The organism is Aureimonas sp. Leaf324 (assembly GCF_001423245.1).
GTDB lineage: Bacteria > Pseudomonadota > Alphaproteobacteria > Rhizobiales > Rhizobiaceae > Aureimonas.
Genome location: NZ_LMOH01000002.1, coordinates 47,022 through 68,658, shown reverse-complemented (window position 1 = coordinate 68,658; position 21,637 = coordinate 47,022). Strand labels below are relative to the sequence as shown.

The 21,637-nt window shown below is 70.6% G+C and carries 22 protein-coding genes; 13 read left to right on the top strand and 9 right to left on the bottom strand.

What is annotated here, in order from left to right:
• Positions 1-81 precede the first annotated feature (81 nt).
• Complete coding sequence (locus ASF65_RS03490; RefSeq protein ID WP_055885245.1) at positions 82-393, top strand: hypothetical protein; 312 nt, start codon at positions 82-84, stop codon at positions 391-393.
• 36 nt (positions 394-429) lie between these two features.
• Positions 430-1,251 carry a VOC family protein gene (locus ASF65_RS03485; protein WP_055885242.1) on the top strand — a complete coding sequence of 274 codons (822 nt, stop codon included), beginning with the start codon at positions 430-432 and terminating at the stop codon, positions 1,249-1,251.
• A gap of 6 nt (positions 1,252-1,257) precedes the next feature.
• Here ASF65_RS03485 and nagA read toward each other — a convergent pair whose 3' ends face one another.
• Genes nagA through ASF65_RS03465 form a run of 4 tightly spaced genes read right to left on the bottom strand, consistent with a single transcriptional unit; the run spans position 1,258 to position 5,070 of the window.
• Positions 1,258-2,406, bottom strand: coding sequence for an N-acetylglucosamine-6-phosphate deacetylase (nagA, locus tag ASF65_RS03480; RefSeq protein ID WP_055885239.1), 1,149 nt, complete (start codon positions 2,404-2,406; stop codon positions 1,258-1,260).
• Complete coding sequence (locus ASF65_RS03475) at positions 2,406-3,431, bottom strand: SIS domain-containing protein (RefSeq protein WP_055885236.1); 1,026 nt, start codon at positions 3,429-3,431, stop codon at positions 2,406-2,408. The genes nagA and ASF65_RS03475 overlap by 1 nt, the downstream gene beginning before the upstream one ends.
• Positions 3,428-4,186 (bottom strand): GntR family transcriptional regulator, encoded by a 759-nt coding sequence (locus ASF65_RS03470; RefSeq protein ID WP_055885233.1) that lies wholly within the window; start codon positions 4,184-4,186, stop codon positions 3,428-3,430. Before ASF65_RS03470 ends, ASF65_RS03475 begins: the two co-directional genes overlap by 4 nt.
• On the bottom strand, positions 4,183-5,070 hold the full coding sequence (locus ASF65_RS03465) for a BadF/BadG/BcrA/BcrD ATPase family protein (RefSeq protein ID WP_055885230.1): 888 nt from the start codon (positions 5,068-5,070) through the stop codon (positions 4,183-4,185). The genes ASF65_RS03470 and ASF65_RS03465 overlap by 4 nt, the downstream gene beginning before the upstream one ends.
• Positions 5,071-5,488: 418 nt before the next feature.
• On the opposite strand from ASF65_RS03465, the gene ASF65_RS03460 reads away from it, so the two are divergent.
• The 8 genes from ASF65_RS03460 to ASF65_RS03425 all read left to right on the top strand — a co-directional run bounded on the left by ASF65_RS03460 (position 5,489) and on the right by ASF65_RS03425 (position 13,266).
• Positions 5,489-6,391: an N-acetylmuramic acid 6-phosphate etherase gene (locus ASF65_RS03460; protein ID WP_055885227.1), complete on the top strand. Its 903-nt coding sequence runs from the start codon at positions 5,489-5,491 to the stop codon at positions 6,389-6,391.
• 41 nt (positions 6,392-6,432) lie between these two features.
• Positions 6,433-7,695, top strand: a complete 1,263-nt coding sequence (locus tag ASF65_RS03455) for an ABC transporter substrate-binding protein (RefSeq protein ID WP_055885458.1) — start codon at positions 6,433-6,435, stop codon at positions 7,693-7,695.
• A 75-nt stretch (positions 7,696-7,770) separates the two neighbouring features.
• Positions 7,771-8,709, top strand: coding sequence for a sugar ABC transporter permease (locus tag ASF65_RS03450; protein ID WP_156369148.1), 939 nt, complete (start codon positions 7,771-7,773; stop codon positions 8,707-8,709).
• Positions 8,710-8,720: 11 nt separating this feature from the next.
• On the top strand, positions 8,721-9,563 hold the full coding sequence (locus ASF65_RS03445; protein ID WP_055885225.1) for a carbohydrate ABC transporter permease: 843 nt from the start codon (positions 8,721-8,723) through the stop codon (positions 9,561-9,563).
• Positions 9,560-10,612, top strand: coding sequence for a Gfo/Idh/MocA family oxidoreductase (locus tag ASF65_RS03440; protein WP_055885222.1), 1,053 nt, complete (start codon positions 9,560-9,562; stop codon positions 10,610-10,612). The genes ASF65_RS03445 and ASF65_RS03440 overlap by 4 nt, the downstream gene beginning before the upstream one ends.
• Positions 10,613-10,635: 23 nt before the next feature.
• Positions 10,636-11,640 carry an ABC transporter ATP-binding protein gene (locus tag ASF65_RS03435; protein ID WP_055885452.1) on the top strand — a complete coding sequence of 335 codons (1,005 nt, stop codon included), beginning with the start codon at positions 10,636-10,638 and terminating at the stop codon, positions 11,638-11,640.
• Positions 11,637-12,560, top strand: coding sequence for an ROK family protein (locus ASF65_RS03430; protein WP_055885220.1), 924 nt, complete (start codon positions 11,637-11,639; stop codon positions 12,558-12,560). The genes ASF65_RS03435 and ASF65_RS03430 overlap by 4 nt, the downstream gene beginning before the upstream one ends.
• Positions 12,541-13,266, top strand: coding sequence for a copper homeostasis protein CutC (locus ASF65_RS03425; protein WP_055885217.1), 726 nt, complete (start codon positions 12,541-12,543; stop codon positions 13,264-13,266). The genes ASF65_RS03430 and ASF65_RS03425 overlap by 20 nt, the downstream gene beginning before the upstream one ends.
• A 9-nt stretch (positions 13,267-13,275) precedes the next feature.
• On the opposite strand, the gene ASF65_RS03420 is transcribed toward ASF65_RS03425, so the two are convergent.
• A complete protein-coding gene (locus tag ASF65_RS03420; protein WP_055885447.1) occupies positions 13,276-14,379 on the bottom strand; it encodes a saccharopine dehydrogenase family protein in 1,104 nt (367 codons plus the stop codon).
• 132 nt (positions 14,380-14,511) lie between these two features.
• Here ASF65_RS03420 and ASF65_RS03415 point away from each other — a divergent pair, with 132 nt between their 5' ends.
• Entirely contained in the window at positions 14,512-14,949 is a 438-nt protein-coding gene (locus ASF65_RS03415; RefSeq protein ID WP_055885214.1) for an Lrp/AsnC family transcriptional regulator, read from the top strand.
• Positions 14,950-15,001: 52 nt separating this feature from the next.
• Here the strand turns inward: ASF65_RS03415 and ASF65_RS03410 are convergent, their stop codons facing one another.
• From ASF65_RS03410 to ASF65_RS03395, 4 genes are all read right to left on the bottom strand, one after another.
• Positions 15,002-16,204, bottom strand: coding sequence for an L-dopachrome tautomerase-related protein (locus ASF65_RS03410; RefSeq protein ID WP_055885211.1), 1,203 nt, complete (start codon positions 16,202-16,204; stop codon positions 15,002-15,004).
• A 26-nt stretch (positions 16,205-16,230) separates the two neighbouring features.
• Positions 16,231-17,214, bottom strand: coding sequence for an SMP-30/gluconolactonase/LRE family protein (locus ASF65_RS03405; RefSeq protein ID WP_244486549.1), 984 nt, complete (start codon positions 17,212-17,214; stop codon positions 16,231-16,233).
• Positions 17,215-17,296: 82 nt separating this feature from the next.
• Positions 17,297-17,689 carry a diacylglycerol kinase gene (locus tag ASF65_RS03400; RefSeq protein WP_055885209.1) on the bottom strand — a complete coding sequence of 131 codons (393 nt, stop codon included), beginning with the start codon at positions 17,687-17,689 and terminating at the stop codon, positions 17,297-17,299.
• Positions 17,686-19,332 carry a phosphoethanolamine--lipid A transferase gene (locus ASF65_RS03395; protein WP_055885206.1) on the bottom strand — a complete coding sequence of 549 codons (1,647 nt, stop codon included), beginning with the start codon at positions 19,330-19,332 and terminating at the stop codon, positions 17,686-17,688. The genes ASF65_RS03400 and ASF65_RS03395 overlap by 4 nt, the downstream gene beginning before the upstream one ends.
• Positions 19,333-19,493: 161 nt before the next feature.
• On the opposite strand from ASF65_RS03395, the gene ASF65_RS03390 reads away from it, so the two are divergent.
• Both ASF65_RS03390 and ASF65_RS03385 read left to right on the top strand, forming a co-directional pair.
• The gene (locus ASF65_RS03390; protein ID WP_055885204.1) at positions 19,494-20,174 is read left to right on the top strand and encodes a response regulator transcription factor; all 681 of its coding nucleotides are present in this window, start codon (positions 19,494-19,496) and stop codon (positions 20,172-20,174) included.
• Positions 20,161-21,570 carry a HAMP domain-containing sensor histidine kinase gene (locus ASF65_RS03385; RefSeq protein ID WP_055885201.1) on the top strand — a complete coding sequence of 470 codons (1,410 nt, stop codon included), beginning with the start codon at positions 20,161-20,163 and terminating at the stop codon, positions 21,568-21,570. Before ASF65_RS03390 ends, ASF65_RS03385 begins: the two co-directional genes overlap by 14 nt.
• Positions 21,571-21,637: the final 67 nt, after the last annotated feature.

Genomic DNA, 21,637 nt, shown 5'->3' with positions numbered 1-21,637 from the left:
ACCCCCGGAGGCGGCCGTCATCAAAGCGCCGGCAAGGCCGTGTTCCGTCGCGAGGCCCACCCCCACACAGGACCGTCCGTCATGCCCCGCCTCGCTCCCGCCCTCCTCCTCGCCTCTGCCGTCGTCACCGGCGGCGCGGCGCATGCCTCGAGCGACGACGCCTGGGCCGCGTTCGACGCCCGCGTCGCCAAGGCCTGCCGCGAGGCGAGCGGCTTCCAGCGCGCCCGCACTTCGGCGATCGTCGGCTTCGACGATCGGGTCGCCCGCGTCGCCGTGCTGGTCGGCGATCGCGCCGGAAAGGCCCCGCCCAAGCTCTGCCTCTACGACAAGCGCGCTCAAAAAGCCTATGTCGACGAGGCGGCGGGCTGGAGCGCGCCGATGACCGGGCGCTGATCCGATGGGGTCCGGCACAAGAGGAGACGCGACCCCATGGCACGACGCATCGACCACCTCGTCGTCGGCGTGCGCGATCTCGACGCCGCGGCCGCGTTCTACGCGCGGCTCGGCTTCCATGTCGGCGCGCGCAACCGGCACCCCTGGGGCACGCAGAACCGGCTGATCCAGTTCGGCACCTCGTTTCTCGAGCTCATCACGGTGGGCGACGATCCGGCCGCGATCCCGGCGCATGCGCCCCGCCGCTTCAGCTTCGGCGCCTTCGTGCGCGATGCGCTGGAGAGGCGGGACGGCATCTCGATGCTGGTGCTGGACAGCCCGGACGCGGCGGCCGACGCCGAGCGGTTCCGCGCGGCCGGCATCGGCGACTTCGAGCCGTTCTTCTTCCGGCGGCACGGCCGGCGGCCGGACGGCGAAGCAATCGAGGTCGCCTTCACGCTCGCCTTTGCCGCAGATGCGGCCGCCCCCGAAGCCGGCTTCTTCGTCTGCCAGCAGCACCGGCCGGAGAACTTCTGGAACGCCGCGTTCCAGCGTCACCCGAACGGCGCGCGCGACATCGCGGCGGTGACGCTCGAAGCGCCGGACCCGACCGCGCATCTCGGCTTTCTCCAGGCTTTTGCCGGCGTTTCCGAGATCCTAGACAACGGCTCTGGTGTTCCGCTCAACGGCAGTCGCATCGAACTGGTGACCGGCCCCGCGCCCGCGCGCTTCACCGGCTTTGCCGTGCGCGTGCCCGATCTCGCTCCGGTGGCGGCGCGCCTGCGGTCCGAAGGGATCGCGTTCGACATGGAAGGCAGCCAACTTCTCGTGGCAGCCGCCGCCGCGTTCGGGACGGCGATCCGCTTCGAGACCGCCTGACGCCGGTCAGGCGAGGTCGATCGCCGCGCCGCCGATCCAGACGCCCTTGAGGGCGAGAGCGTCGTCGATCCACACCATGTCGGCGCGCGCCCCGGCGCGAAGGTGGCCGTGCGTCGCTCCAAGCCCCAGGAACTCGGCCGCATGGGTCGAGCAAAGGCGCAGCGCCGTCTCGAGATCGAAGCCGAGATCGCGCACGAGATACCGCAGCGCGCCGATCATCGACAGGTCGGAGCCGGCCAGCGTCCCGTCGGCGAGCGTCAGCCGACCGTTCTCGCGCCGCGCCTCGCGCCCGTTGAGGGTGAAGACATCGTCGTCCGATCCAACGGTCGGCATGGCGTCGGTAATGGCGACGAGCCTGCGCGGGTTCCGCTTGGCTCGCAGCGCCGCGCCGAGGGTCGCCGGATGGACGTGGTGCCCGTCCGGGATGAAGCCGCACCAGACGTCCGGCGAATCGAGCGCCGCGCCGACGAGGCCGGGCTCGCGGTTGCCGAGCTGGCTCATGGCGTTGAAGAGGTGGGTGATGCAGCTCGCCCCCGCCGCGATCGCCCCGTTCGCGGTCTCGTAGCTCGTATCGGTGTGGCCGAGCGAGACGCGGATGCCGGCGGCGGCGAGCGCGGCGATCTGCGCGTTCGACACGCTTTCCGGCGCCACTGTCAGGAGGAACGGGCGCACGGAGGCCTCGCAGAGCGCGCGCAGGTCCGCATCCTCCATCCGCCGGATCAGCGCCGGGTCGTGCGCGCCCTTGCGCGCGACGGACAGAAACGGGCCCTCGACATGGATGCCGGCGCAGCCGGGCACGCCCGCCGCCATCGCCGCCTCGACGGCCGCGATCGCGGCGAAGGTCACCTCGGGGCGGTCGGTGATCACGGTCGGCAGGAGCGCGGTGGAGCCGGTGCGGGCGTGCGCGGTCGCGATCGCCCGGATGCCCTCGACGCTCGGCGCCTCGTTGAAGAGGACGCCGCCACCGCCGTTCACCTGGATGTCGATGAAGCCGGGCGCCAGCAGCCCGCCCGGCAGACGCCGGGTCTCGACGCCGGCGCCGATCTCGCCTTCCGGCACCAGCGCCTCGACGCGCCCGTTCGACACGACCAGCGCGTGGCCGCTCCGGCGCGTCTCGCCGTCGAAAATGTCGGCACCGATGAAGGCGTTCGTCATCACAGCGTCTCCGTCACCTTCTTCAGCCCGCGCGGCACGTCGGGGTCGAGGCCGCGCGCACGCGCCACGCCCTCGACGAAGCGATAGAAGGAGACCAGCATCGAGAGGGGCTCGGTCAAGGGGTGGCCGGTCGCCGCATGCGGCAGGCGCGTGCCCACCCCGGCATCGCCGACGGTGAAGAGCGCGGCACCCGAGCCCGCGACGCGCTGGCAGATCTCGACGAGGCCGCCGCGCGCGGCATCCGCCGGCACGAAGGCGAGAACCGGAAAGCCCTCCTCGACCAGCGACACCGGGCCGTGCAGGACCTCGGCCCCGGAATAGGCCTCGGCGTGGAGCATCGAGGTTTCCTTCAGCTTCAGCGCCGATTCGCTGGCGACCGCAAAGCCCGGTCCCCGGCCGAGCACGTAGAGCGAGCGCGCGCCGGCCACGGTGCCGAGCGCCGCCGACCAGTCCGCGGCCAGCGCCTCGGCGAGCCGGTCCGGCAGGGCGTCGATCGCCGCCCCCAGCGCCTCGTCGCCGCTCCAGGCGGCGAGCACGGCGAGTGCGGCGACCACCGAGGTGACGAAGCTCTTGGTGGCGGCGACGCTCCGCTCCGGTCCCGCCTTCAGCGGCAGCTGCCAGTGCGCGGCCTCCAGCAGCGGCGAGCCCTCGACATTGCCGATCGCGACCGTCTCCGCGCCGCCCTCGCGCGCCGCCCGGAGGAGCGCGACGATGTCGGGGCTGCGGCCGGACTGCGAGATGGCGAGCGCGGCCTGGCCGGCCAGCTGGAGCCGCGTGCCGTAGACCGAGACGACGGAAGGCCCGAGCGAGGCGACGGGGCGTCCGGTGACGATCTCCGCGGCATACTTGAAATAGGTCGCCGCATGGTCGGACGAGCCGCGCGCGACGGTGACGGTCACGGCCGGCGACAGGTCGGCGAGACGCTGGCCGATCTCGGCGACGGCGGGCTTCGACGCGTCGAGGAAGCGGCGCACGGCGTCGGGGATTTCGGCGATCTCACGCGCCATCAGGCTGGCTTCGGTCATGACGTTCCTTGTCCGGACAGGCTGAGTTCGGCGACGAAGTCATAGGCGTCGCCGCGATACTGCGACTGGGTGAACTCCACCGGGCGCCCTTCCTCGTCGAAGGACACGCGGGTGATCGACAAGGCCGCCGTTCCGGGTGCGACGGCGAGGAGGGCGGCCTCGTCGGCGTCGAGATTGGCGGCGGTGATCCGCTGCAGCGCGCGCACGGGATGGCGGCCGGCCGCGCGCATGGCGGCATAGAGCGAGGTCTCGACCAGCGCCGGATCCGGCAGGATGGTCGCGGGCACGCAGGCGCGCTCGATGGCGAGCGGCGTGCCGTCGGCGCGGCGCAGGCGATGGATGCGGCAGACGAGATCGCCGGGCGACAGGGCGAGCTGCATGGCCTCGGCCGGCGTCACGCGCTCCAGCGCGCGCAGGAGCCAGTCGGATGTGGTGCGCCGGCCGCGCGTCGCCATGTCGGCGGAGAACGAGGTGAGGTGCGACAGGCCCTGCTGCAGCTTGCGGTGGCCGCCCGACACGAAGGTGCCCGAGCCCTGTCGCTGCTCGACGACCCCTTCGCCGACGAGCCCCGTCAGCGCCTTGCGCACCGTCACACGTGAAACGCTGAAAGCCTCCGCCAGATCGCGCTCCGACGGCAGGGCATCGGCGGGCTTCAGCTCGCCTGCCTCGACGGTATCGCGGATGAGGGCCTGGAGGCGGAGATAGAGCGGCCCCTCGCCCGCCGGCAGCGCGCCGGTCTTCAGGAGCGCGCTCATGCCGGCCCGCCCGACATGCGGTGGACTTCGCGCGCCAGATCGATGCCGCCCTCCATCGCGTCGCCGGCCGGCTCGACGACGAGAGCGTCAAGGTCCGGCGACAGGCGTGGGCGGTAGCGCGGCGCCTGGCCGCCAAGGAGGGCCAACGCCGGGCTTCCGAGTTCCAGCATCCGGCGCAGCATCGGCTCGATGTCGTCGAGCGCAGTCGAAACGAGCCGTTCGGCCGCCGGATCGCCGCGCTCGGCATGGTCCCAGACGAGGGGCGCGAGCGTGCCGAAGTCGCGCGGCAAGGCGGTGCGGGCGAACTCGACGATCGCCCCGGCGGAGCCGTCGAAGCGCATGAGGACCGCTTCGCAGAACGGCGTCAGGGGCCGGGCCCCATCGAGCGCCATCAGCGCCTCGGCGAGCGCCCGGCGGCCGAGATCGGCGCCACTGCCCTGGTCGGAGACGAGCATGCCCCAGCCGCCGAGCAGCGTCTGCGCGCCGCGGGCCCGCACGCAGTAGGCGGTGCCGGTGCCCAGGATCGCGATGCCGCCCTCGCCGCCGGCGAACGCACCGCGGCAGGCGGTGACGGCGTCGGTCTCGAGGCCGACGGCGGCAAACGGCAGGCGACGCGCATGAAAGGCCTCGGCGACCGAGGGGACGTTGGCCCCGGCGAGCCCGAGGCCGGCATGGCATCGGGCGAGGTCGGCGGCGCCGAGCCCACCCGTCGCCAGCGCCCGCTCGGTGGTGGCGACGATCGTGGCGAGCGCGGCGTCGAGGCCGGCGAAGACGTTGGCGGTGCCGCCCTGCGCTTCGCCGACCAGCGTCCCGTCCAGGCTGCGGACGCGCACGCGGCAGTTCGTCCCGCCTCCGTCGACCCCCACGAGCAACCTGTCGGCCATGCGATCTCCACAGAAACCAAAACAATACCAATCGAGCTATACGGCATGAGTCGGTAACCCGCCAGCCCCTTTCTCACGGACGGTCCATTACAGATATGTCAGTCCAAACGCTCTGATTCAGGGATTATGGAGGCGATCCTTGCCCGCTTTGTTCGCAGCTGCGAAGGCCGTCGCAAAATCTTGCAGAGGCCCGCTGGACAAATGGTTTTACGTTGGTACGATCCCGGCAACAAAAGACAGGGAGGGGTCGGCTGAGGCCGAGCCCGTGATTCGAAGGGCAGGACGCGGGCGTGATCCGATGGGGTCGCGACACCCTTGTCGTGTCCGCTCGAGGAACGGCGACCGGCCGGACGGCCCCTCCCCTTAGATCTTCCGACACCCTGTTGCGGCGTCGCGATCAGACGAGGAGAGTGCGACCTTGACGACCGGTCTTCGCCGCACCGAACAGCGTCATCCCGAATCCCTCGGGCTCGACGCGCGGTCCTCGCAGGAGGTGCTGGCCCGTCTCCTCGACGGCCAGGTGCGGGCGCTCGCCAGCGTCGACGCGGCGCTGCCGGCGATCGCCGAGGCCGTGGCGCTGGCGGCCGATGCGCTTGATCGCGGCGGCCGCCTCGTCTATCTCGCGGCTGGCAGCCCGGCGCTGATCGCGCTCGCCGACGCACTGGAAATCCCCCAGACCTACGGCGAGCCAGCCGAGCGCTTCGCCGCGATCCTCGCCGGCGGGCTCGACATCGTCCGCGACTTCACCGGCGGGCCGGAGGACGATGCGGCGGCCGGGCGGCGCGACGTCGAGGCGGCAGGGATCGGAGCGTGCGACTGCATCCTTGCCGTCTCGGCCAGCGGCTCGACGCCCTTCGTCGTCGCGGGCCTTCAAGCCGCACGGGAAGCGGGCGCGGCGACGGTCGCCGTCGCCAACAATGCGGGCGCGCCGATCTTCGCCGCGGCCGACGTCGCTATCCTTCTCGACACCGGGCCCGAGGTGGTCGCCGGCTCGACGCGCATGGGGGCGGGCACCGCGCAGAAGGCCGTCCTCAACATGATCTCGACCGCGCTCGCCGTGCGCCGCGGCCATGTCCACGACGGCCACATGGTGAGCCTTCGCGCCGACAACGCCAAGCTGCTGGAGCGCGCCGCGCGCATGGTGGCGGACGCCGCCGGCACCGCTCCCGAAACCGCCGCCGCCGCGCTGGAGAAGGCTGGCGGCGAGGTGAAGCCTGCCGTGCTTCTGGCAGCCGGCGCCTCCGACCTTTCCGACGCGCGGGCACGCCTTGCCCGCACGAAGGGCCACCTGCGCCGGGCCCTCCAAGAGCTCGGCCGATAACAAGACGCCCGAACGCTTCGGGCATGCAACAGGAGACGGGCATGACGACGACCATCCTCAAAGCCTCGGTGGCCCTGGCGGCGCTCGCCGCCCTCTCGGGTTCGGCCCTGGCGCAGACGACGCTGACCATCGAGAGCTGGCGCAACGACGACCTCGCCACCTGGCAGGAGAAGATCATCCCCGCCTTCGAGGCGCAGCACCCCGACATCAAGGTGACCTTCGCGCCGACGGCGCCGACCGAGTACAACTCGGCGCTCGCCGCCAAGCTGGATGCCGGCTCGGCCGGCGACCTCGTCGCCTGCCGCCCGTTCGACGCCTCGCTCGGCCTTTACGAGAAGAAGCAGCTCGCCGACCTCACGAAGCTGCCGGGCATGGAGAACTTCACGCCTGCCGCCCGCACCGCCTGGTCGACCGACGACGGCTCGCAGACCTTCTGCGTGCCGATGGCCGCCGTGCTGCACGGCTTCATGTACAACAAGAAGGCCTTCGAGGAGCTCGGTGTCCAGCCGCCGAAGACCGAAGCCGAGTTCTTCGCCCTCCTCGACAAGATCAAGGAGAACGGCACCTACGTGCCACTGGCCATGGGCACCAAGGACCAGTGGGAAGCCGCGACCATGGGCTACCAGAACATCGGCCCGAACGACTGGAAGGGCGAGGAAGGCCGGAAAGCCCTGATCGCCGGCACCCAGAAGCTGACCGATCCCGACTGGGTGAAGCCCTTCGAGACGCTCGCCAAGTGGGGCCCCTACATGGGCGACGGCTTCCAGGCGCAGACCTATCCCGACAGCCAGAACCTTTTCACGCTCGGGCGCGCGGCGATCTATCCGGCCGGCTCGTGGGAGATCGCGACCTTCGAGGCGCAGGCCGACTTCGAGATCGGCGCGTTCCTGCCGCCGGTCCAGAACGCCGGCGACACCTGCTACGTCTCCGATCACCCGGACATCGCGCTCGGCCTCAACGCCGCCTCCAAGAACGCCGAGGCCGCCAAGACCTTCCTCTCCTGGGTCGCCAGCCCCGAGTTCGCGACGATCTACGCCAACGCCGCGCCGGGCTTCTTCCCGCTGATCGACAAGCCGGTGACGCTCGAGAACGCGCTCGCCAAGGAGATCGTCGGCTGGCGGGGCACCTGCCAGTCCTCGATCCGCTCGACCTACCAGATCCTGTCGCGCGGCACGCCCAACCTCGAGAACGAGACCTGGACGGCGTCCGCCAACGTGATCAACGGCACCGAGACGCCGGCGCAGGCAGCCGAGAAGCTGCAGAAGGGCCTCGACAGCTGGTACAAGCCGGCCGCCGCCAAGTAAGCGCCCGAACCACGCCGAGAGGCGGCGTCCGCGCCGCCTCTCCTTCCTCGACCGGCCAGCCTTGAGGCGCCCCCGATGACGCAAGACCCCGAGGCGCCAATCCTCAAGGCGCGCCCGCGCTGGCACATCGCCGTGTTCCTGACGCCCGCGCTTCTCGTCTACACCGTGGTCATGCTCGTGCCGCTGATGCAGACGCTGCTTCTGGCGCTGGAGAACGTGCGCGACGGAAACCGCGTCTTCGTCGGGCTCGACAACTTCCGCACCCTCTTCGGCGACCCGCGCTTTTCCGACGGGTTCTGGAACGCGCTGCGCAACAACGTCATTTTCTTCATCCTCCACATGCTGATCCAGAACCCGATCGGCATCGCGCTGGCGGCTCTCCTGTCGGTGCCGCGGCTTCGCGGCGTCGCGCTCTACCGCACGGCGCTGTTCCTGCCGACCATCCTGTCCTTCGTGATCGTCGGCTTTCTCTGGAAGCTCCTCCTGTCGCCGCTCTGGGGCGTCGCGCCGAACCTCCTCGGCTCGATCGGCCTGAAGTCGCTCTTCGCGCCCTGGCTCGGCCAGGAGGCCTATGCGCTGACCGCCGTCTCGCTGGTCTCGATCTGGCAGTTCGTCGGCATTCCGATGATGCTGATCTACGCAGCCCTCATCACCATCCCCGCGGAGGTGATCGAGGCCGCCGAATGCGACGGGATCACCGGCTTCAAGCAGTTCTTCAAGATCAAGCTGCCGCTGATCCTGCCGACAATCGGCCTCGTCGGGGTGCTGACCTTCGTCGGCAACTTCAACGCCTTCGACCTGATCTACGCGATGCAGGGCGCGCTCGCCGGGCCGAACTTTTCGACCGACATCCTCGGCACCTATCTCTACCGCATCTTCTTCGGCTTCCAGCTGCAGGCGGGCGATCGCTACATGGGCGCGGCGGTGGCGACGGCGATGTTCCTGATCATCCTTCTCGGCGTCTCGTTCTACCTGTTCGTCGTCCAGCGGCGCATGCGCCGCTACCAGATGTGAGGCGGCCGCCGATGACCCCGAAAGCCCCCGCCCAGCGCCTGCGCTTGTGCTTCGTCCACGCAGCGCTCCTCCTCTACTGCCTGATCTCGGTCCTGCCGGTCCTCGTGATCGTCATGAACTCGTTCAAGACGCGCCGGGCGATCTTCGCGGCTCCCCTGGAGCCGCCGCTGCCGACCACGGCGAGCCTTGCCGGCTACCGCACGGTGATCGCGCAGGGCGATTTCCTCCTCTACTTCCAGAACAGCCTGACGGTGACGATCGGCTCCCTGTTCTTCGTGCTCCTCTTCGGGGCGATGGCGGCCTTCGCTCTGTCGGAATACCGGTTCCGGTTGAACACCTTCCTCGGCCTGTTCCTCGCGCTCGGCATCATGGTGCCGATCCGGCTCGGCACAGTCGCGATCCTGCAGATGATGGTCTCGGCGGGCCTCGTGAACACCCTGACGGCGCTCGTCCTCGTCTACACCGCGCAAGGGCTGCCGCTCGCCGTGTTCATCCTGTCGGAGTTCATGCGTAACGTCTCGGACGACCTGAAGAACGCCGGGCGCATCGACGGCCTGTCGGAATACCGGATCTTCTTCGTCCTCGTGCTGCCGCTGATCCGGCCGGCGCTCGCGACCGTCGCGGTCTTCACCATGATCCCGATCTGGAACGACCTCTGGTTCCCGCTGATCCTCGCGCCCGGCGAGAGCACCAAGACGGTGACGCTCGGCGCCCAGATCTTCCTCGGCCAGTTCGTGACGAACTGGGAAGCGGTGCTCGCCGCGCTCTCCTTGGCGATCCTGCCCGTCCTCGTCCTCTACCTCCTGTTCTCCCGCCAGCTGATCGCCGGCATCACCGCGGGAGCCGTGAAATGACCGCCCCGATCCGCACCTTCGTCATGGGTCTCGGCCAGATGGGCCGCAGCCACGCGCTCGCCTATCACACCGATCCCGGCTTCGAGATCGTCGGCCTCGCCAACCGTTCGCCGGTCGATCTGCCGGACGAGCTGCGCGCCTATCCGATGCTGGCCGATTTCGAGGCGGGGCTGGCGCTCAAACCCGACCTCGTCTCGATCAACACCTACACCGACAGCCATGCCGACCTTGCGATCCGCGCGATGGAAGCCGGCGCGCATGTCTTCGTCGAGAAGCCGCTCGCCGGCACGGTCGAGGACGCTCAGCGCGTGGTCGATGCCGCCAAGCGACTGGGCCGCAAGCTCGTCGTCGGCTATATCCTGCGCCACCACCCGTCCTGGGTGGAGTTCATCAAGCGCGCGCGCGACCTCGGGGGGCCGTACGTCTTCCGCATGAACCTCAACCAGCAGTCGGCGGGCGCGGCGTGGGAGATCCACAAGCGGCTGATGCAGTCGACCTCGCCGGTGGTGGACTGCGGCGTCCACTATCTCGACGTCATGCTGCAGATCACCGACGCGGCGCCGGTGGAAGTGCGCGGCATGGGCCTTCGGCTGTCCGACGAGATCGCCAAGACACAAGTCAACTACGGCCATCTCCAGGTGCTTTTCGAAGACGGCTCGCTCGGCTGGTACGAGGCGGGCTGGGGGCCGATGATCTCGGAGACCGCCTTCTTCGTGAAGGACGTGATGAGCCCCCGGGGCTCGGTCTCGATCGTCATGGACGAGGGCGCGAAGTCGGCCGACATCGACACCCATACGAAGACCCAGCGCCTGCGCATCCACCATGCCGCGCAAGGACCGGACGGCCTCTTCGCCCGCGACGACGAGATGGTCTCGATGGCGGGCGAGCCGGGCCACCAGGCGCTCTGCGATGCCGAGCAACGCTTCGTCCTCGACGCCATCCGCGAAGACAGGGATCTCACCCGCCACATGGACGACGCCGTGCGCTCGCTCGCCGTGGTGCTGGCCGCCGATCGGTCGATGCGCGAAGGAAAGGCCGTCCGCCTGTGAACGCTCACACCCCCCAGACGCCCGTGCACTCCCTGAAACTGTCGCGGATCGTCAAGACCTTCGGCCCGATCGAAGTCCTGAAGGGCGTCGATCTCGAGGTGAAGCCGGGCGAGTTCGTCGTCTTCGTCGGCCCGTCGGGCTGCGGCAAGTCGACCCTGATGCGCATCATCGCGGGACTGGAGACGCAGACCGCCGGCACCGTCGAGATCGGCGGGCGCAACGTCGATGCGACCGTGCCGGCCAAACGCGGCATCGCCATGGTCTTCCAGTCCTACGCGCTCTATCCGCACCTCACCGTCGCCGGCAACATGACGCTGGCGCTGAAGGAGGACGGCGTGTCGAAGGCGGAGCGCGAGGCGCGCGTCGAGAAAGCCGCCGGGCTCCTGCAGCTGACGCCGCTCCTGAAGCGCCGCCCGGCGGAGCTGTCGGGCGGACAGCGCCAGCGCGTGGCGATCGGGCGCGCCATCGTGCGCGAGCCGCAGCTCTTCCTGTTCGACGAGCCGCTGTCGAACCTCGACGCGGCGCTGCGCGTCGCCACCCGCCTCGAGATCGCCAAGCTCCACCGCACGCTGGGGGCGACGATGATCTACGTCACCCACGACCAGGTCGAGGCGATGACGCTGGCCGACCGGATCGTGATCCTGAGCGGGGGAACCGTGCAGCAGGTCGGCCGCCCGATCGATCTCTACAACCGACCCGACAACCTCTTCGTCGCCGGCTTCATCGGCTCGCCGAAGATGAATCTCCTGACCGGGCGCCTCGCCGAGGAGGCGGGCGCCGCGACGCTCGGGATCCGCCCCGAGCACCTGCGCGTCGACCCTGAGGGGCCTTGGTCCGGCACGGTGCGCCATGCCGAGCATCTCGGCTCCGACACCTATCTCTATGTCGTCCTCGGCGACGGGCAGGAGGTGACGGTGCGCATCCCCGAGGAAACCGCGATCGCGATCGACGACCGTGTCGCGCTCGCCCCCCTGCCCGGCCGCATCCACCGCTTCGACGCCGCGGGCCTTGCGATCCGCACCCCATGATCGCCTGCTTCGACATCGGCGGCTCGGCGATCAAGGCCGCGCGCGCCGCCTCGCCCGCCGAACTGACGGTGCTCGGCAGCCGCCCGACGCCGCTCGACGACTTCGACGCCTTCGCCGGCACCCTGGCGACGATGATCGAAGAGGCCGATCTTCCCGAGGGCGCGCCGGCGGCCCTGTCGATCACCGGGGTCGTCGATCCCGCGACGGGTCGCATCAAGGTCGCGAACATCCCCTGCATCGACGGGCGCGCGCTGGCGGGCGACCTCGCCGTGCGCCTCGCGCGGCCCGTCACCGTCGCCAACGACGCGGACTGCTTCGCGCTGGCGGAGGCCATGGAGGGCGCGGGCGCCGGCCGCCGCGTGGTGTTCGGCGCGATCCTCGGCACCGGTGTCGGCGGCGGGCTGGTGATCGACGGACGCCTCCTCCAGGGTGCGGGCGGCTTTGCCGGCGAATGGGGCCACGGCCCGATCGCGGCGAACCGAGCCGGGACGCCGCCGGTCGAAGTGCCACGCCTCCCCTGCGGCTGCGGCCAGACGGGCTGCGTCGACACGGTCGGCGGCGCGCGCGGGCTGGAGCGCCTCCATCGCCATCTCCACGGCGCAGAGCGCACGAGCCGCGAGATCACGGACGGTTGGATCGCGGGCGACGCGGCGGCGGCGCGCACGATCGACGTCTGGACCGATCTCGTCGCCGATCCGCTGGCGCTCGTCGTCAACATCGTCGGCGCCGACGTGGTGCCGGTGGGCGGCGGCCTCTCCAATGTCCACGCGCTGGTCGAGCGGCTCGACGCTGTCGTGCGCGCGCGCATCCTGCGCCGGACGCAGGCGCCCCTCGTGGTGCCGGCCCGTTGCCACCACGAGCCCGGTCTCATCGGCGCCGCGATCCTGGCCTTGCGGGAGGATGCCGATGCCGCTGCTTGAGGTCTGCGTCGGCGATCCCGAAAGCTTGGAGGCCGCGATCGCGGGCGGCGCCGACCGGATCGAGCTGTGCTCGGCGCTGGAGATTGGCGGCCTGACGCCGACGCCGGGGCTGATGGCGCTCGCCGCCGCGGCGCCCGTGCCGGTCTATGCGATGGTGCGCCCGCGCGGCGGCGACTTCGTGTTCTCGGGCCCCGAGCGCCGTGCCATGCTCGCCGACATCGCCGCCATCCGCGCGGCTGGGCTGGCGGGCGTCGTCCTCGGCGCCTCGCGCCCCGACGGCACGCTCGACCGCGACACGCTGGCGGACCTTGTCGGCGCCAGCGCCGGGCTCGGCCTGACGCTCCACCGCGCCTTCGACCTCGTGCCCGCGATCGAGCCGGCGGTGGATCTGGCGGTGGACCTCGGCTTCGAGCGCATCCTGACGTCGGGCCGCGCCGCGACGGCGATGGAGGGCCTCGCCGACCTCGCCCGCGCCCATGCGCTGGCGGACGGGCGCCTCGCCGTCATGGCGGGGTCCGGCCTGTCGGCGGACAACGTCGCCGCGCTTCTCGCCCGTGTGCCACTCGGCGAGGTCCATGGCTCCTGCTCGGCCACCGTCGGCCCCGGCGACGCCAACGCGCAGCGGCTCGGCTTCGGCGGGAGCCGGCGCCGAACCGATGCCGACGCGGTGCGCCGCATGAAGGCGGCGCTTGTTCAAGCCAGCTGAGGCAGGTCGTCAGCCGGCCTTGCGCAACTCGCCCGCCGCCGGGTCGTAGGCCCGGCCGAAGCGGTTGGCGAGAAAGTCGGGAAGCGCGATCTCCTCCTGGCGGACGAACCCGGACTGGGGCAGGCGCCCCTCGGCCAGAAGGTCGAGCACGGCCGTGATGCCGGCCGCCGTGGTGATCTGGATGGCGCTCATGCGCCGCCCGGCGACGACCCCGGCATAGATCTTGTTGGCGTAGGTCTCCTGCAGGTAGCGCCCGTCGCGCCAGCCGCAGACGGTGACGAACACCACCACCACGTCCTGCATCGTCGCCGGCAGCGCGTTCTCGAAGAGGTCCTTCAGGACGTCGCGCCGGTTCTTCAGGTTGAAGTCGTTGAGGAGCGCCTTGATGATCGCCTGATGGCCGGGATAGCGGATCGTGCGGTAGTTCATCGTCCGCACGCGGCCTTCCAGCGTCTTGGCAAGCGTGCCAAGGCCCCCCGACGTGTTGAACGCCTCGTAGGTGACGCCGTCGAGCGAGAACTCCTCGCGCTCCTCCATCGCCGGCACGGCGATCAGCCGCCCCTCGACGATCGCCTCGCAGGGCTCGATGTACTCGTTGATGAGCCCGTCCGTGCTCCAGGTCAGGTTGTAGTTCAGGGCGTTGGACGGATACTGCGGCAGCGCACCGACCCGCATGCGCACGGAATCGAGGGTCTCGAAGCGCGCGGCGAGATCGTTGGCGACGATCGAGATGAAGCCGGGCGCGAGGCCGCATTGCGGGATGAAGGCACTCGTCGCCCCGTCCGCGAGCCGCTCCACCATCCGCGTCGTCGCCACGTCCTCGGTGAGGTCGAGATAGTGGACGCCCGCCTCGCGCGCGGCTTCCGCGATCCGGCCCGTCAGATGGAAGGGCGCGGCGGACAGGACGGCAAAGCGGCCCTTCAGGGCGCTGACCAGTTCGCCGTGGTTGAGGATGTCGAGCGCGAGGCCCTCGATGGCCGGATGCTTTTCCAGCATGGCGAGCTGCTCGGCGCTGCGGTCGGCGACCATCACCTGCCAGTCGCCCGTCGCCGCCAGCATCAGGGCGATCGCGCCGCCGATCTTGCCCGCACCGATCACCATCACCCGCTTCATCATGCCCATCCTCGCCTCTTCGACATCAAGGCAGTGTAAAGGCGGGGACGGCGGATACGAGCGGCGGATTGCGCAATCCGCCGCAACATCCTACGCATATCAACGATAGGAATAGGCAAGGCGACCAGTTCGATGGACCTGACCGCAAAGGACCGCGACCTTCTCGCCCTCCTGTCCGAGAACGCGCGCCTGCCCGTGGCGACGCTGGCCAAGCGGCTCGCCGTGTCGCGCACCACCGCGCAGGCGCGCCTCGAGCGGCTGGAGCGCATCGGTGTCATCGCCGGCTACGGCGTGCGCCTGTCGGACGCCTATGCGTCGAGCCTCGTGCGCGCCCACATCCTCATCACCATCGCGCCGAAGTCGCTGACGCAGGTCACCGCGGCGATCGAGCGCGTCGAGGCCGTGACCGAGCTTCACTCGATCAGCGGCGCCTTCGACCTCATCGCGATCGTCGCCTCGCCTTCGATCGCCGAACTCGACCGGCGCATCGACGAGATCGGGGCGATCGACGGGGTGGAGCGCACCCAGTCCTCGATCATCCTGTCGACGCGGCTCCGGCGCCAGGGCTGACGCGGCATCGGTCTTCGCGGCCTCGCGGCCTCCCGCGCCCGTGCCGGACCGATCAGGCGGGCCCGGCGTCGATGCGGATGCGGAGGATCGCATAGGGCGGCTTCTGGAGGTCGGTGCCGCCATTGTATTCCGGCCGGCGGTTGACCTGCGCCGCCGACACGTAGAGCCACCGGTCCTCGGTGATCACGATCGTATCGGCCCAGATCAGCCGCGGGTCCGAACCGAGCACTTCGATGGTGCCGTCGGGCAGGCGGCGCCCGAGCGCGTTCTGCTCCTGCAGCGTCAGGTAGACGCGATCCTTTGCGTCCGCGCCGAGCCCGCCGGTCATCCCCTTCTCGCCGAGGTCCTCGACCCCGGCCGCGACGTTGGCGTCGGTCTGCGCGGCGTCGAGAAGGCTGTCGGTGTCGACCGCGTAGAGCCGGCGCCCCATCAGCGGCGCCCAGTAGAGGCGCCGCCCGTCCGGCCCGAGCGCGATGCCGTTCGCCCCGCCCTGGACAGGCTGCGGCTTTCCGCTCCCCGTGTCGCGCAGCACCGGCCGGTGCTCGACGAACTTCTGGACGCCCTTCTGCGAACGCGTCGAGGCGTGGGACCCGAGCCGGCGCACGACGCGCCCTGTGTCGAGGTCGACGGCGAGGATCGCCCCCTGCCCGTCCTGCCCCTGGTCGGTGACGAAGGCGCGCGCCCGCCCGTCCGCGATATCGATGCGCAGGTCGTTGAGGGACGAGGTCGGCTCGACACCGGGATCGAGCGGCACGACGCGCAGGACCTCGTCCGTGTCGATGTCCATCTGCACGAGCTTGGTGCCGCCGGGCACCGGGGGCCCCGAGCCGTTGGGCAGGCCGGCATCGAGAAGCCACAGCTTGCCCGCGCGGTCGAAGACGCCGTTCGGCACGTGGAAGAGGGTCGCCTGCGGGCGCTCGGGATCAAGCGTGTTGGTGCCCTGGTCGGGATAGGGCGTGACCGAGCCGTCGGGCGCCACCTCGCCGAGCGTGTAGGGCTCCCGGCCGGTGAAGCGCGGCATCATCACGAAGACGCGGCCCTTCGGCGAGATCGCAAGGCCCGTCGGGGTCGAGGGCGCGTCGGCAAGGATCGCGAGTTCCATCGCGCCCGCCTCGCGCGCGGCCTCGGCCGCGGCGCCGCCTCGGGCGGCCGGGGCCGGGGATGGCGAGGTCTGGGCCACGGCACGGCCGATGATCGGAAGCGTCGCCGCCCCGGCGAGCGCGGAGACGAGGAAGCGTCGGCGGGCGATGGTCATAGGGAATCCTTCCCGTGGGGGCTGCGTCACAGGGCGAGCCCTCGCGCCTTCAGGTCGATGGCGTGAATGGAGGTGCCGGACGCGATGAAGAGCCGGCGGCGCTCCGCACCGCCGAAGGCGACGTTGGCGGCGGGGCCCGGCGTCGCGATGCGCCCGAGCCACGTCCCGTCCGGGTCGTAGATACGAACGCCCTCCTCGCAGGCGGCGTAGAGCCGGCCGGTGGAATCCACCGCCAGCCCGTCCGGCACGCCGCTGTCGAGCGTGGCGAAGACCCGGCCCTCGTCCGGCCGCCCGTCGGCCTGGATCGCGAAGACGCGGATTTCGCGCGGGCCTTCGGGGTTCAGCGCCGCGCCGGATTCGGCGACGTAGAGCGTCTGCCCGTCCGGCGAGAGCGCGATGCCGTTCGGCTGGTCGATCGTGTCGATCATGGCGTCGAGACGCCCGCCGGGATCGATGCGATAGACGCGCCGCGCGGTCTGCTCGGGTTCAGCCATCAGCCCCTCGTCGGGCTGGCGGATGCCGTAGACGGGATCGGTGAACCAGATCGCGCCGTCGGGCGCGAGCACGGCGTCGTTGGGCGAATTGAGCGGCTTGTCGTCGAACCGGTCGGCGAGCACCGTCAGGCTGCCGTCCGCCTCGCGCCGCACCACGCGCCGCGTGCGATGCTCGCAGGTGACGAGGCGTCCCTCGGCGTCGAGGACATTGCCGTTGGCGTTGTCGGACGGGTCGCGCAGCGCGTCCACCGTGCCGTCGTCGTGCAGCACCTGGAGCCGGTTGCGCCGGACGTCGCTGAACACGAGGCCGCCGAGCGCCGGCGCCCAGCAGGGGCCTTCGCACCACCGCCCCTCGCCGTAGAGCTCAAGGAGGCGTGCATCGGGATCGACGACGTCGGCAAGGCGCGGATCGCGTGTCAGAACCACCGGCGCCGCGTCGGCGCGCCGGCCGAATGCGGCCACCGTCAGCGCCAGCGCCCCCATCTTCAGGACGGCCCGTCTCCCGTGCATGCCCATCCGCCGTCCTCGAACCCTTAAGGTTTGGCGGGGCAACGACGAAGCCGGGCTCTTCGATCCCGCGGCGGGACGCCGCCCCACCTCAGACGAGGGCGAGGAGGCTCCAGCCGGCGAAACCGAGGTTGACCAGGAGAAGGCAGAACACGGCGAACGAGCCGAGGTCCTTCGCCTGTCCCGCGAACGCCGAGAACTCCGGCGACACCCGGTCGACGATGAGTTCGATCGCCGTATTGAGGGCCTCCGTCGCCGCCAGCGCGAGGAGGAGCCCGCCCTGGATGAGGAGCACCGGCGTCGTGGCCCCCGCGAGCGCGAGGGCCGCGAGGAGAACGAGGCCGAGCACGATCTCGTGACGGAAGGCGGGCTCGGCGAGGAGGCTCAGGAAGCCTGCCAGCGAGTAGCGGGTCGAGGCGAAGAGATGGGCGAGCCCGCGCAGTTTCGCGGGCGGCAGGGGCTGGACGGGGGCCTCGAGGCTCATCGGGCGCTCCCGGCAAGGGCCGAGACCTCCGGCGCCGCGGAACGGCAGGGCGCGAAGGCGTCGAGCGCTGTGTCGTAGACGCTGGTCTTCACGTCCGTGAGGCCGAGAAGCGTGTGGAAGAGGTTGTCGTGGGAGAGCGGCTCGGCGCGGCGCGCTTCGAGGCAGCGGGCGTCGACGCCCATCGTCCGCGCGAAGCCGTCGGAGAACCAGGCGATCATCGGCACCTGCGTCTGCGTCGCGGGCGCGAGAATGTAGGGCATGGCGTGGAGGTAGATGCCGTTCTCGCCAAGCGATTCGCCGTGGTCGGAAAGGTAGAGCATCGTGGTGTCGAGGTCGGTGCGCGCCTTCAGGCGGTCGATCGTCTCGGCGAGGTTGTGGTCGGTGTAGAGGATCGTGTTGTCGTAGGCGTTGACGATTTCCTCGCGCCGGCAGTTGGCGAACTCGGCGGTCTGGCAGGCCGGGGTGAAGCGCTCGAACGCCTTCGGGTAGCGCTTGAAATAGGTCGGCCCGTGGCTGCCGAGCTGGTGGAGGACGATCAGGGTGTTGCCGGTGACGGTCTCGAGCGCGGCGTCGAGCCGGTCGGTCAGGATCTCGTCATGGCACTCGCCGCCCTCGCAGAAGCGCGGGTCGCCGGCATCCGGCAGGTAGGTGTAGGGCACGCGGTCGGCGACATGGTAGGCGCCCGTGTCGTTGTCGATCCAGCGCACGTCGAAGCCGGCGCGCTTGACGACGTCGAGGACGTTTTCGACCGAGCGCGCCTTCTCGTCGGAATAGCCGGCGCGCGTCAGGTTGGAGAACATGCAGGGCACCGAGACGGCGGTGGAGGTGCCGCAGCTCGACACGTCCGAGAACGACACGACGCCGCGCGTCCTGAGTTCGGGATTGGTGTCCTTCTCGTAGCCGTTCAGCGAGAACTGCTGGCCCCGCGCCGTCTCGCCGACGACGAGGACCACGACGACGGGCTTGTCGGCCCGTGCGACGCGGGGGCCGGGCACCGCGTCGGTCCCGAGCGGCGCGACGACATAGACCGTCTCCCCGTCCCAGTGCTGGGCGTACTTGACGAGCGCGGTGACGGAGGCGACCGGATTGAGGCTCGCCATCAGGTCGCGATGCGTGCGGAAGGTCGAGGCGTAGCTCGAATAGAACGACAGGACGATCACCGCCGTCAGCGCGAGGCTCGGCAGGATCACCGCGAGGTTACGCCGCGCCTTCTGCCAGAACGGGCGGTGGCGCACGCGAACGAGGGCGACCAGCGCGGCCGGAACGAGCCCGAACAGCGCGAGATGCACAAGGAAGCCGACGGTCAGGAGGTGCCCGGCTTCCGCCCGCGTCGTCTGCGCGACGTTGGCGATCATGTCGCGGTCGATCAGGATGCCGTAGCTGTCGACATAGTAGGAGGCGACCGCCGCGATCAGGATCAGCGCGATCACCAGCGGCTTCAGGAGGAAGCGCAGCGAGACGGCCGCGAGGATCGAGAACATCAGGAGGAAGAGGCCGACCCCGAGCGCGGCGAGGTGCAGCGGATGATCGGCGAAGTAGAGGAGGCCCTTGCGCCAGAACGTCCCGTTCAGCGCGAACAGGAGATAGGCCGTCGCCAGCGCCGCAAGGGGCAGGCTGCCGATGGTAGGTCTGGCAAGTCTCATGGGCGTCTGTCCGGGGGTGGGCCTCTGTCGTCGCGCCGTCATAGACCCGCCGGATCCGCGGGACGTCGCCGGGACTATACAGTTTCGTATAGTGTGAAACGGTTGCGTGAAGCCGGGCGCGAAGCCCGCTAAGACACGCGCGTGAAAAGGGGTTCGTCGGCGTGAAGGTGCTTCTGGTCGAGGACGACGCGTCCACCGCCGCCTATGTCTGCAACGGCCTGCGCGAAGAGGGCCACGAGGTGGACCATGCCGGGCGCGGGGCGCTCGGCCTGGAACTGGCGCTGACCCGGCCCTACGACGCGGCCGTGGTCGACCGCATGCTGCCCGACCTCGATGGCCTGTCGCTCCTGAAAGCCATGCGCGCGGCGGGAAAGCGCACGCCTGCGATCTTCCTCACCGCGGTCGGCGGCGTCGACGACCGGGTGGAGGGGCTGGAGGCGGGTGCCGACGACTATCTCCTCAAGCCCTTCGCCTTTTCCGAACTGATGGCGCGGCTCAACGCGCTCGCCCGGCGCACGACCCCGGAGCGGCGCGAGGAGACGGTGCTGGCGATCGCCGACCTCGAGATGAACCTCATCTCGCGCACCGTGGCGCGCGCCGGCCAGGCGATCGACCTGCAGCCGCGCGAGTTCCGGCTGCTCGAGTTCATGATGCGCAACCGGGGCCGCGTCCTCACCCGCACCATGCTGCTCGAGCGGGTCTGGCAGTTCCATTTCGACCCCAAGACCAACGTCGTCGAGACCCATGTCAGCCGCCTGCGCGCCAAGGTGGACCGACCCTTCGGCTCCGAGATGATCCGCACGGTGCGCGGATCGGGATATCTCATCGATGCGCCTGCCTGACCGCTTCCGCACCATCTCGTTCCGCCTGTCGGTCGGCTACGGGCTGCTGTTCGGCCTGTCGGCCGTCGCCATCATGGCGGTCACCTACGTCGCGGCGAGCACGCAGATGCAGTCGATCGTGCGCGCCTCGATCTCGGAGGATCTCGCGCTCTTCCGCCACGGCTTTCGCGAGGGCGGCGAGGGCGGGCTCGTCCAGGAGGTGAAGGAGCGGATCGACAGCGCGGCGGACGACCGCTTCTTCCTGCTGCTGGGGCCCGACGGGCAGCGGATCGTCGGCAACCTGCCGGCGTCCGCCTGGGCGCCGGGGCCGAGCGCCGCACGTCTCGACCCGGTCACGCCCGACGCCACCGAGGGCGCGCGGGGCGACACGCTCTACACCGAAGGCATCACGCTCGGCGACTACCGGGTGATGGCGGCGCGCCGCTCCGACATCCTGGAGATGATCCGCTCGATCCTCCTCTCGGCGATCCTCACCGGCTGCATGGTCACGGTGGCGCTGGCGCTGGTCGGCGGCGTCGTGGTGGGGCTCGGGCCCAGCCGGCGCGTCGACGCGATCGCGGCCACGACCCGGCGGATCGTCGAGGGGCGGCTCGACCTGCGCCTGCCGGTGTCCGGGCGCGGCGACGAGCTCGACCGGCTGGCGACCGACATCAACGTCATGCTGGCGCGCATCGAGACGCTGGTGGAAAGCCTGCGGCAGGTCTCCACCGACATCGCCCACGACCTGCGCACACCACTCGCGCGGCTGAGGCAGGGGCTGGAGGGGATCGGTCGCACGCACGACCGGGCCGGGCTGGAGCGCGCGGTGGACGCCGCCGTCACCGAGACCGACGCCATCATCGAGACCTTCAACGCGCTCCTGCGCATCGCCCAGATCGACGCGGGTGCACGCAAGGCCCGCTTCCGGCCGGTCGACCTGTCGGACCTCGCCGAGCGCGTCGCCGACGCCTATGGCGAGGTGGCGGTCGACGCCGGCCATCGTCTCCTCACCCGGATCGACCCCGGCCGCACGGTTCAGGGCGACGCCGATCTCCTGACACAGCTCCTCGCCAACCTCGTGGAGAACGCGATCACCCATGTCCCCGCCCCCGGCGAGGTCACGCTGGCGGTGCGGGGCGAGGCGGACGAGACCGTGCTGGAAGTCGCCGACGACGGGCCCGGCGTGCCGCTCGCCGAGCGCGAGAAGATCTTCCGCCGCCTCTACCGGCTCGACCGCAGCCGGTCGACGCCCGGCCATGGCCTCGGTCTGGCGCTGGTCGCCTCGATCGCCGAACTGCACGGGGCGCACATCGAGGTGCGCGACGCCGCGCCCGGCCTCGTGATGCGCGTCGTGTTCTCGAACGCTTCGATGGAGACACGGCCGGATCCGGCACGGCTGGCGATCGGCGCGGCCTGACGCCCGGCCCCGAACGGGGCCCACGGAGCGGAAGCGGACGACACATACGAAAAAGCCCGCCGGATCG

What these genes read in the sequence shown, in the direction of transcription:
- ASF65_RS03475 (WP_055885236.1), bottom strand. Translation starts at nt 3,431, where the DNA reads ATGACCGAAGCCAGCCTGATGGCGCGTGAGATCGCCGAAATCCCCGAC.
- ASF65_RS03425 (WP_055885217.1), top strand. Translation starts at nt 12,541, where the DNA reads ATGCCGATGCCGCTGCTTGAGGTCTGCGTCGGCGATCCCGAAAGCTTG.
- ASF65_RS03445 (WP_055885225.1), top strand. Translation starts at nt 8,721, where the DNA reads ATGACCCCGAAAGCCCCCGCCCAGCGCCTGCGCTTGTGCTTCGTCCAC.
- ASF65_RS03400 (WP_055885209.1), bottom strand. Translation starts at nt 17,689, where the DNA reads ATGAGCCTCGAGGCCCCCGTCCAGCCCCTGCCGCCCGCGAAACTGCGC.
- ASF65_RS03385 (WP_055885201.1), top strand. Translation starts at nt 20,161, where the DNA reads ATGCGCCTGCCTGACCGCTTCCGCACCATCTCGTTCCGCCTGTCGGTC.
- nagA (WP_055885239.1), bottom strand. Translation starts at nt 2,406, where the DNA reads ATGACGAACGCCTTCATCGGTGCCGACATTTTCGACGGCGAGACGCGC.
- ASF65_RS03465 (WP_055885230.1), bottom strand. Translation starts at nt 5,070, where the DNA reads ATGGCCGACAGGTTGCTCGTGGGGGTCGACGGAGGCGGGACGAACTGC.
- ASF65_RS03440 (WP_055885222.1), top strand. Translation starts at nt 9,560, where the DNA reads ATGACCGCCCCGATCCGCACCTTCGTCATGGGTCTCGGCCAGATGGGC.
- ASF65_RS03395 (WP_055885206.1), bottom strand. Translation starts at nt 19,332, where the DNA reads ATGAGACTTGCCAGACCTACCATCGGCAGCCTGCCCCTTGCGGCGCTG.
- ASF65_RS03490 (WP_055885245.1), top strand. Translation starts at nt 82, where the DNA reads ATGCCCCGCCTCGCTCCCGCCCTCCTCCTCGCCTCTGCCGTCGTCACC.
- ASF65_RS03415 (WP_055885214.1), top strand. Translation starts at nt 14,512, where the DNA reads ATGGACCTGACCGCAAAGGACCGCGACCTTCTCGCCCTCCTGTCCGAG.
- ASF65_RS03405 (WP_244486549.1), bottom strand. Translation starts at nt 17,214, where the DNA reads ATGGGCATGCACGGGAGACGGGCCGTCCTGAAGATGGGGGCGCTGGCG.
- ASF65_RS03410 (WP_055885211.1), bottom strand. Translation starts at nt 16,204, where the DNA reads ATGACCATCGCCCGCCGACGCTTCCTCGTCTCCGCGCTCGCCGGGGCG.
- ASF65_RS03450 (WP_156369148.1), top strand. Translation starts at nt 7,771, where the DNA reads ATGACGCAAGACCCCGAGGCGCCAATCCTCAAGGCGCGCCCGCGCTGG.
- ASF65_RS03420 (WP_055885447.1), bottom strand. Translation starts at nt 14,379, where the DNA reads ATGAAGCGGGTGATGGTGATCGGTGCGGGCAAGATCGGCGGCGCGATC.
- ASF65_RS03430 (WP_055885220.1), top strand. Translation starts at nt 11,637, where the DNA reads ATGATCGCCTGCTTCGACATCGGCGGCTCGGCGATCAAGGCCGCGCGC.
- ASF65_RS03470 (WP_055885233.1), bottom strand. Translation starts at nt 4,186, where the DNA reads ATGAGCGCGCTCCTGAAGACCGGCGCGCTGCCGGCGGGCGAGGGGCCG.
- ASF65_RS03455 (WP_055885458.1), top strand. Translation starts at nt 6,433, where the DNA reads ATGACGACGACCATCCTCAAAGCCTCGGTGGCCCTGGCGGCGCTCGCC.
- ASF65_RS03485 (WP_055885242.1), top strand. Translation starts at nt 430, where the DNA reads ATGGCACGACGCATCGACCACCTCGTCGTCGGCGTGCGCGATCTCGAC.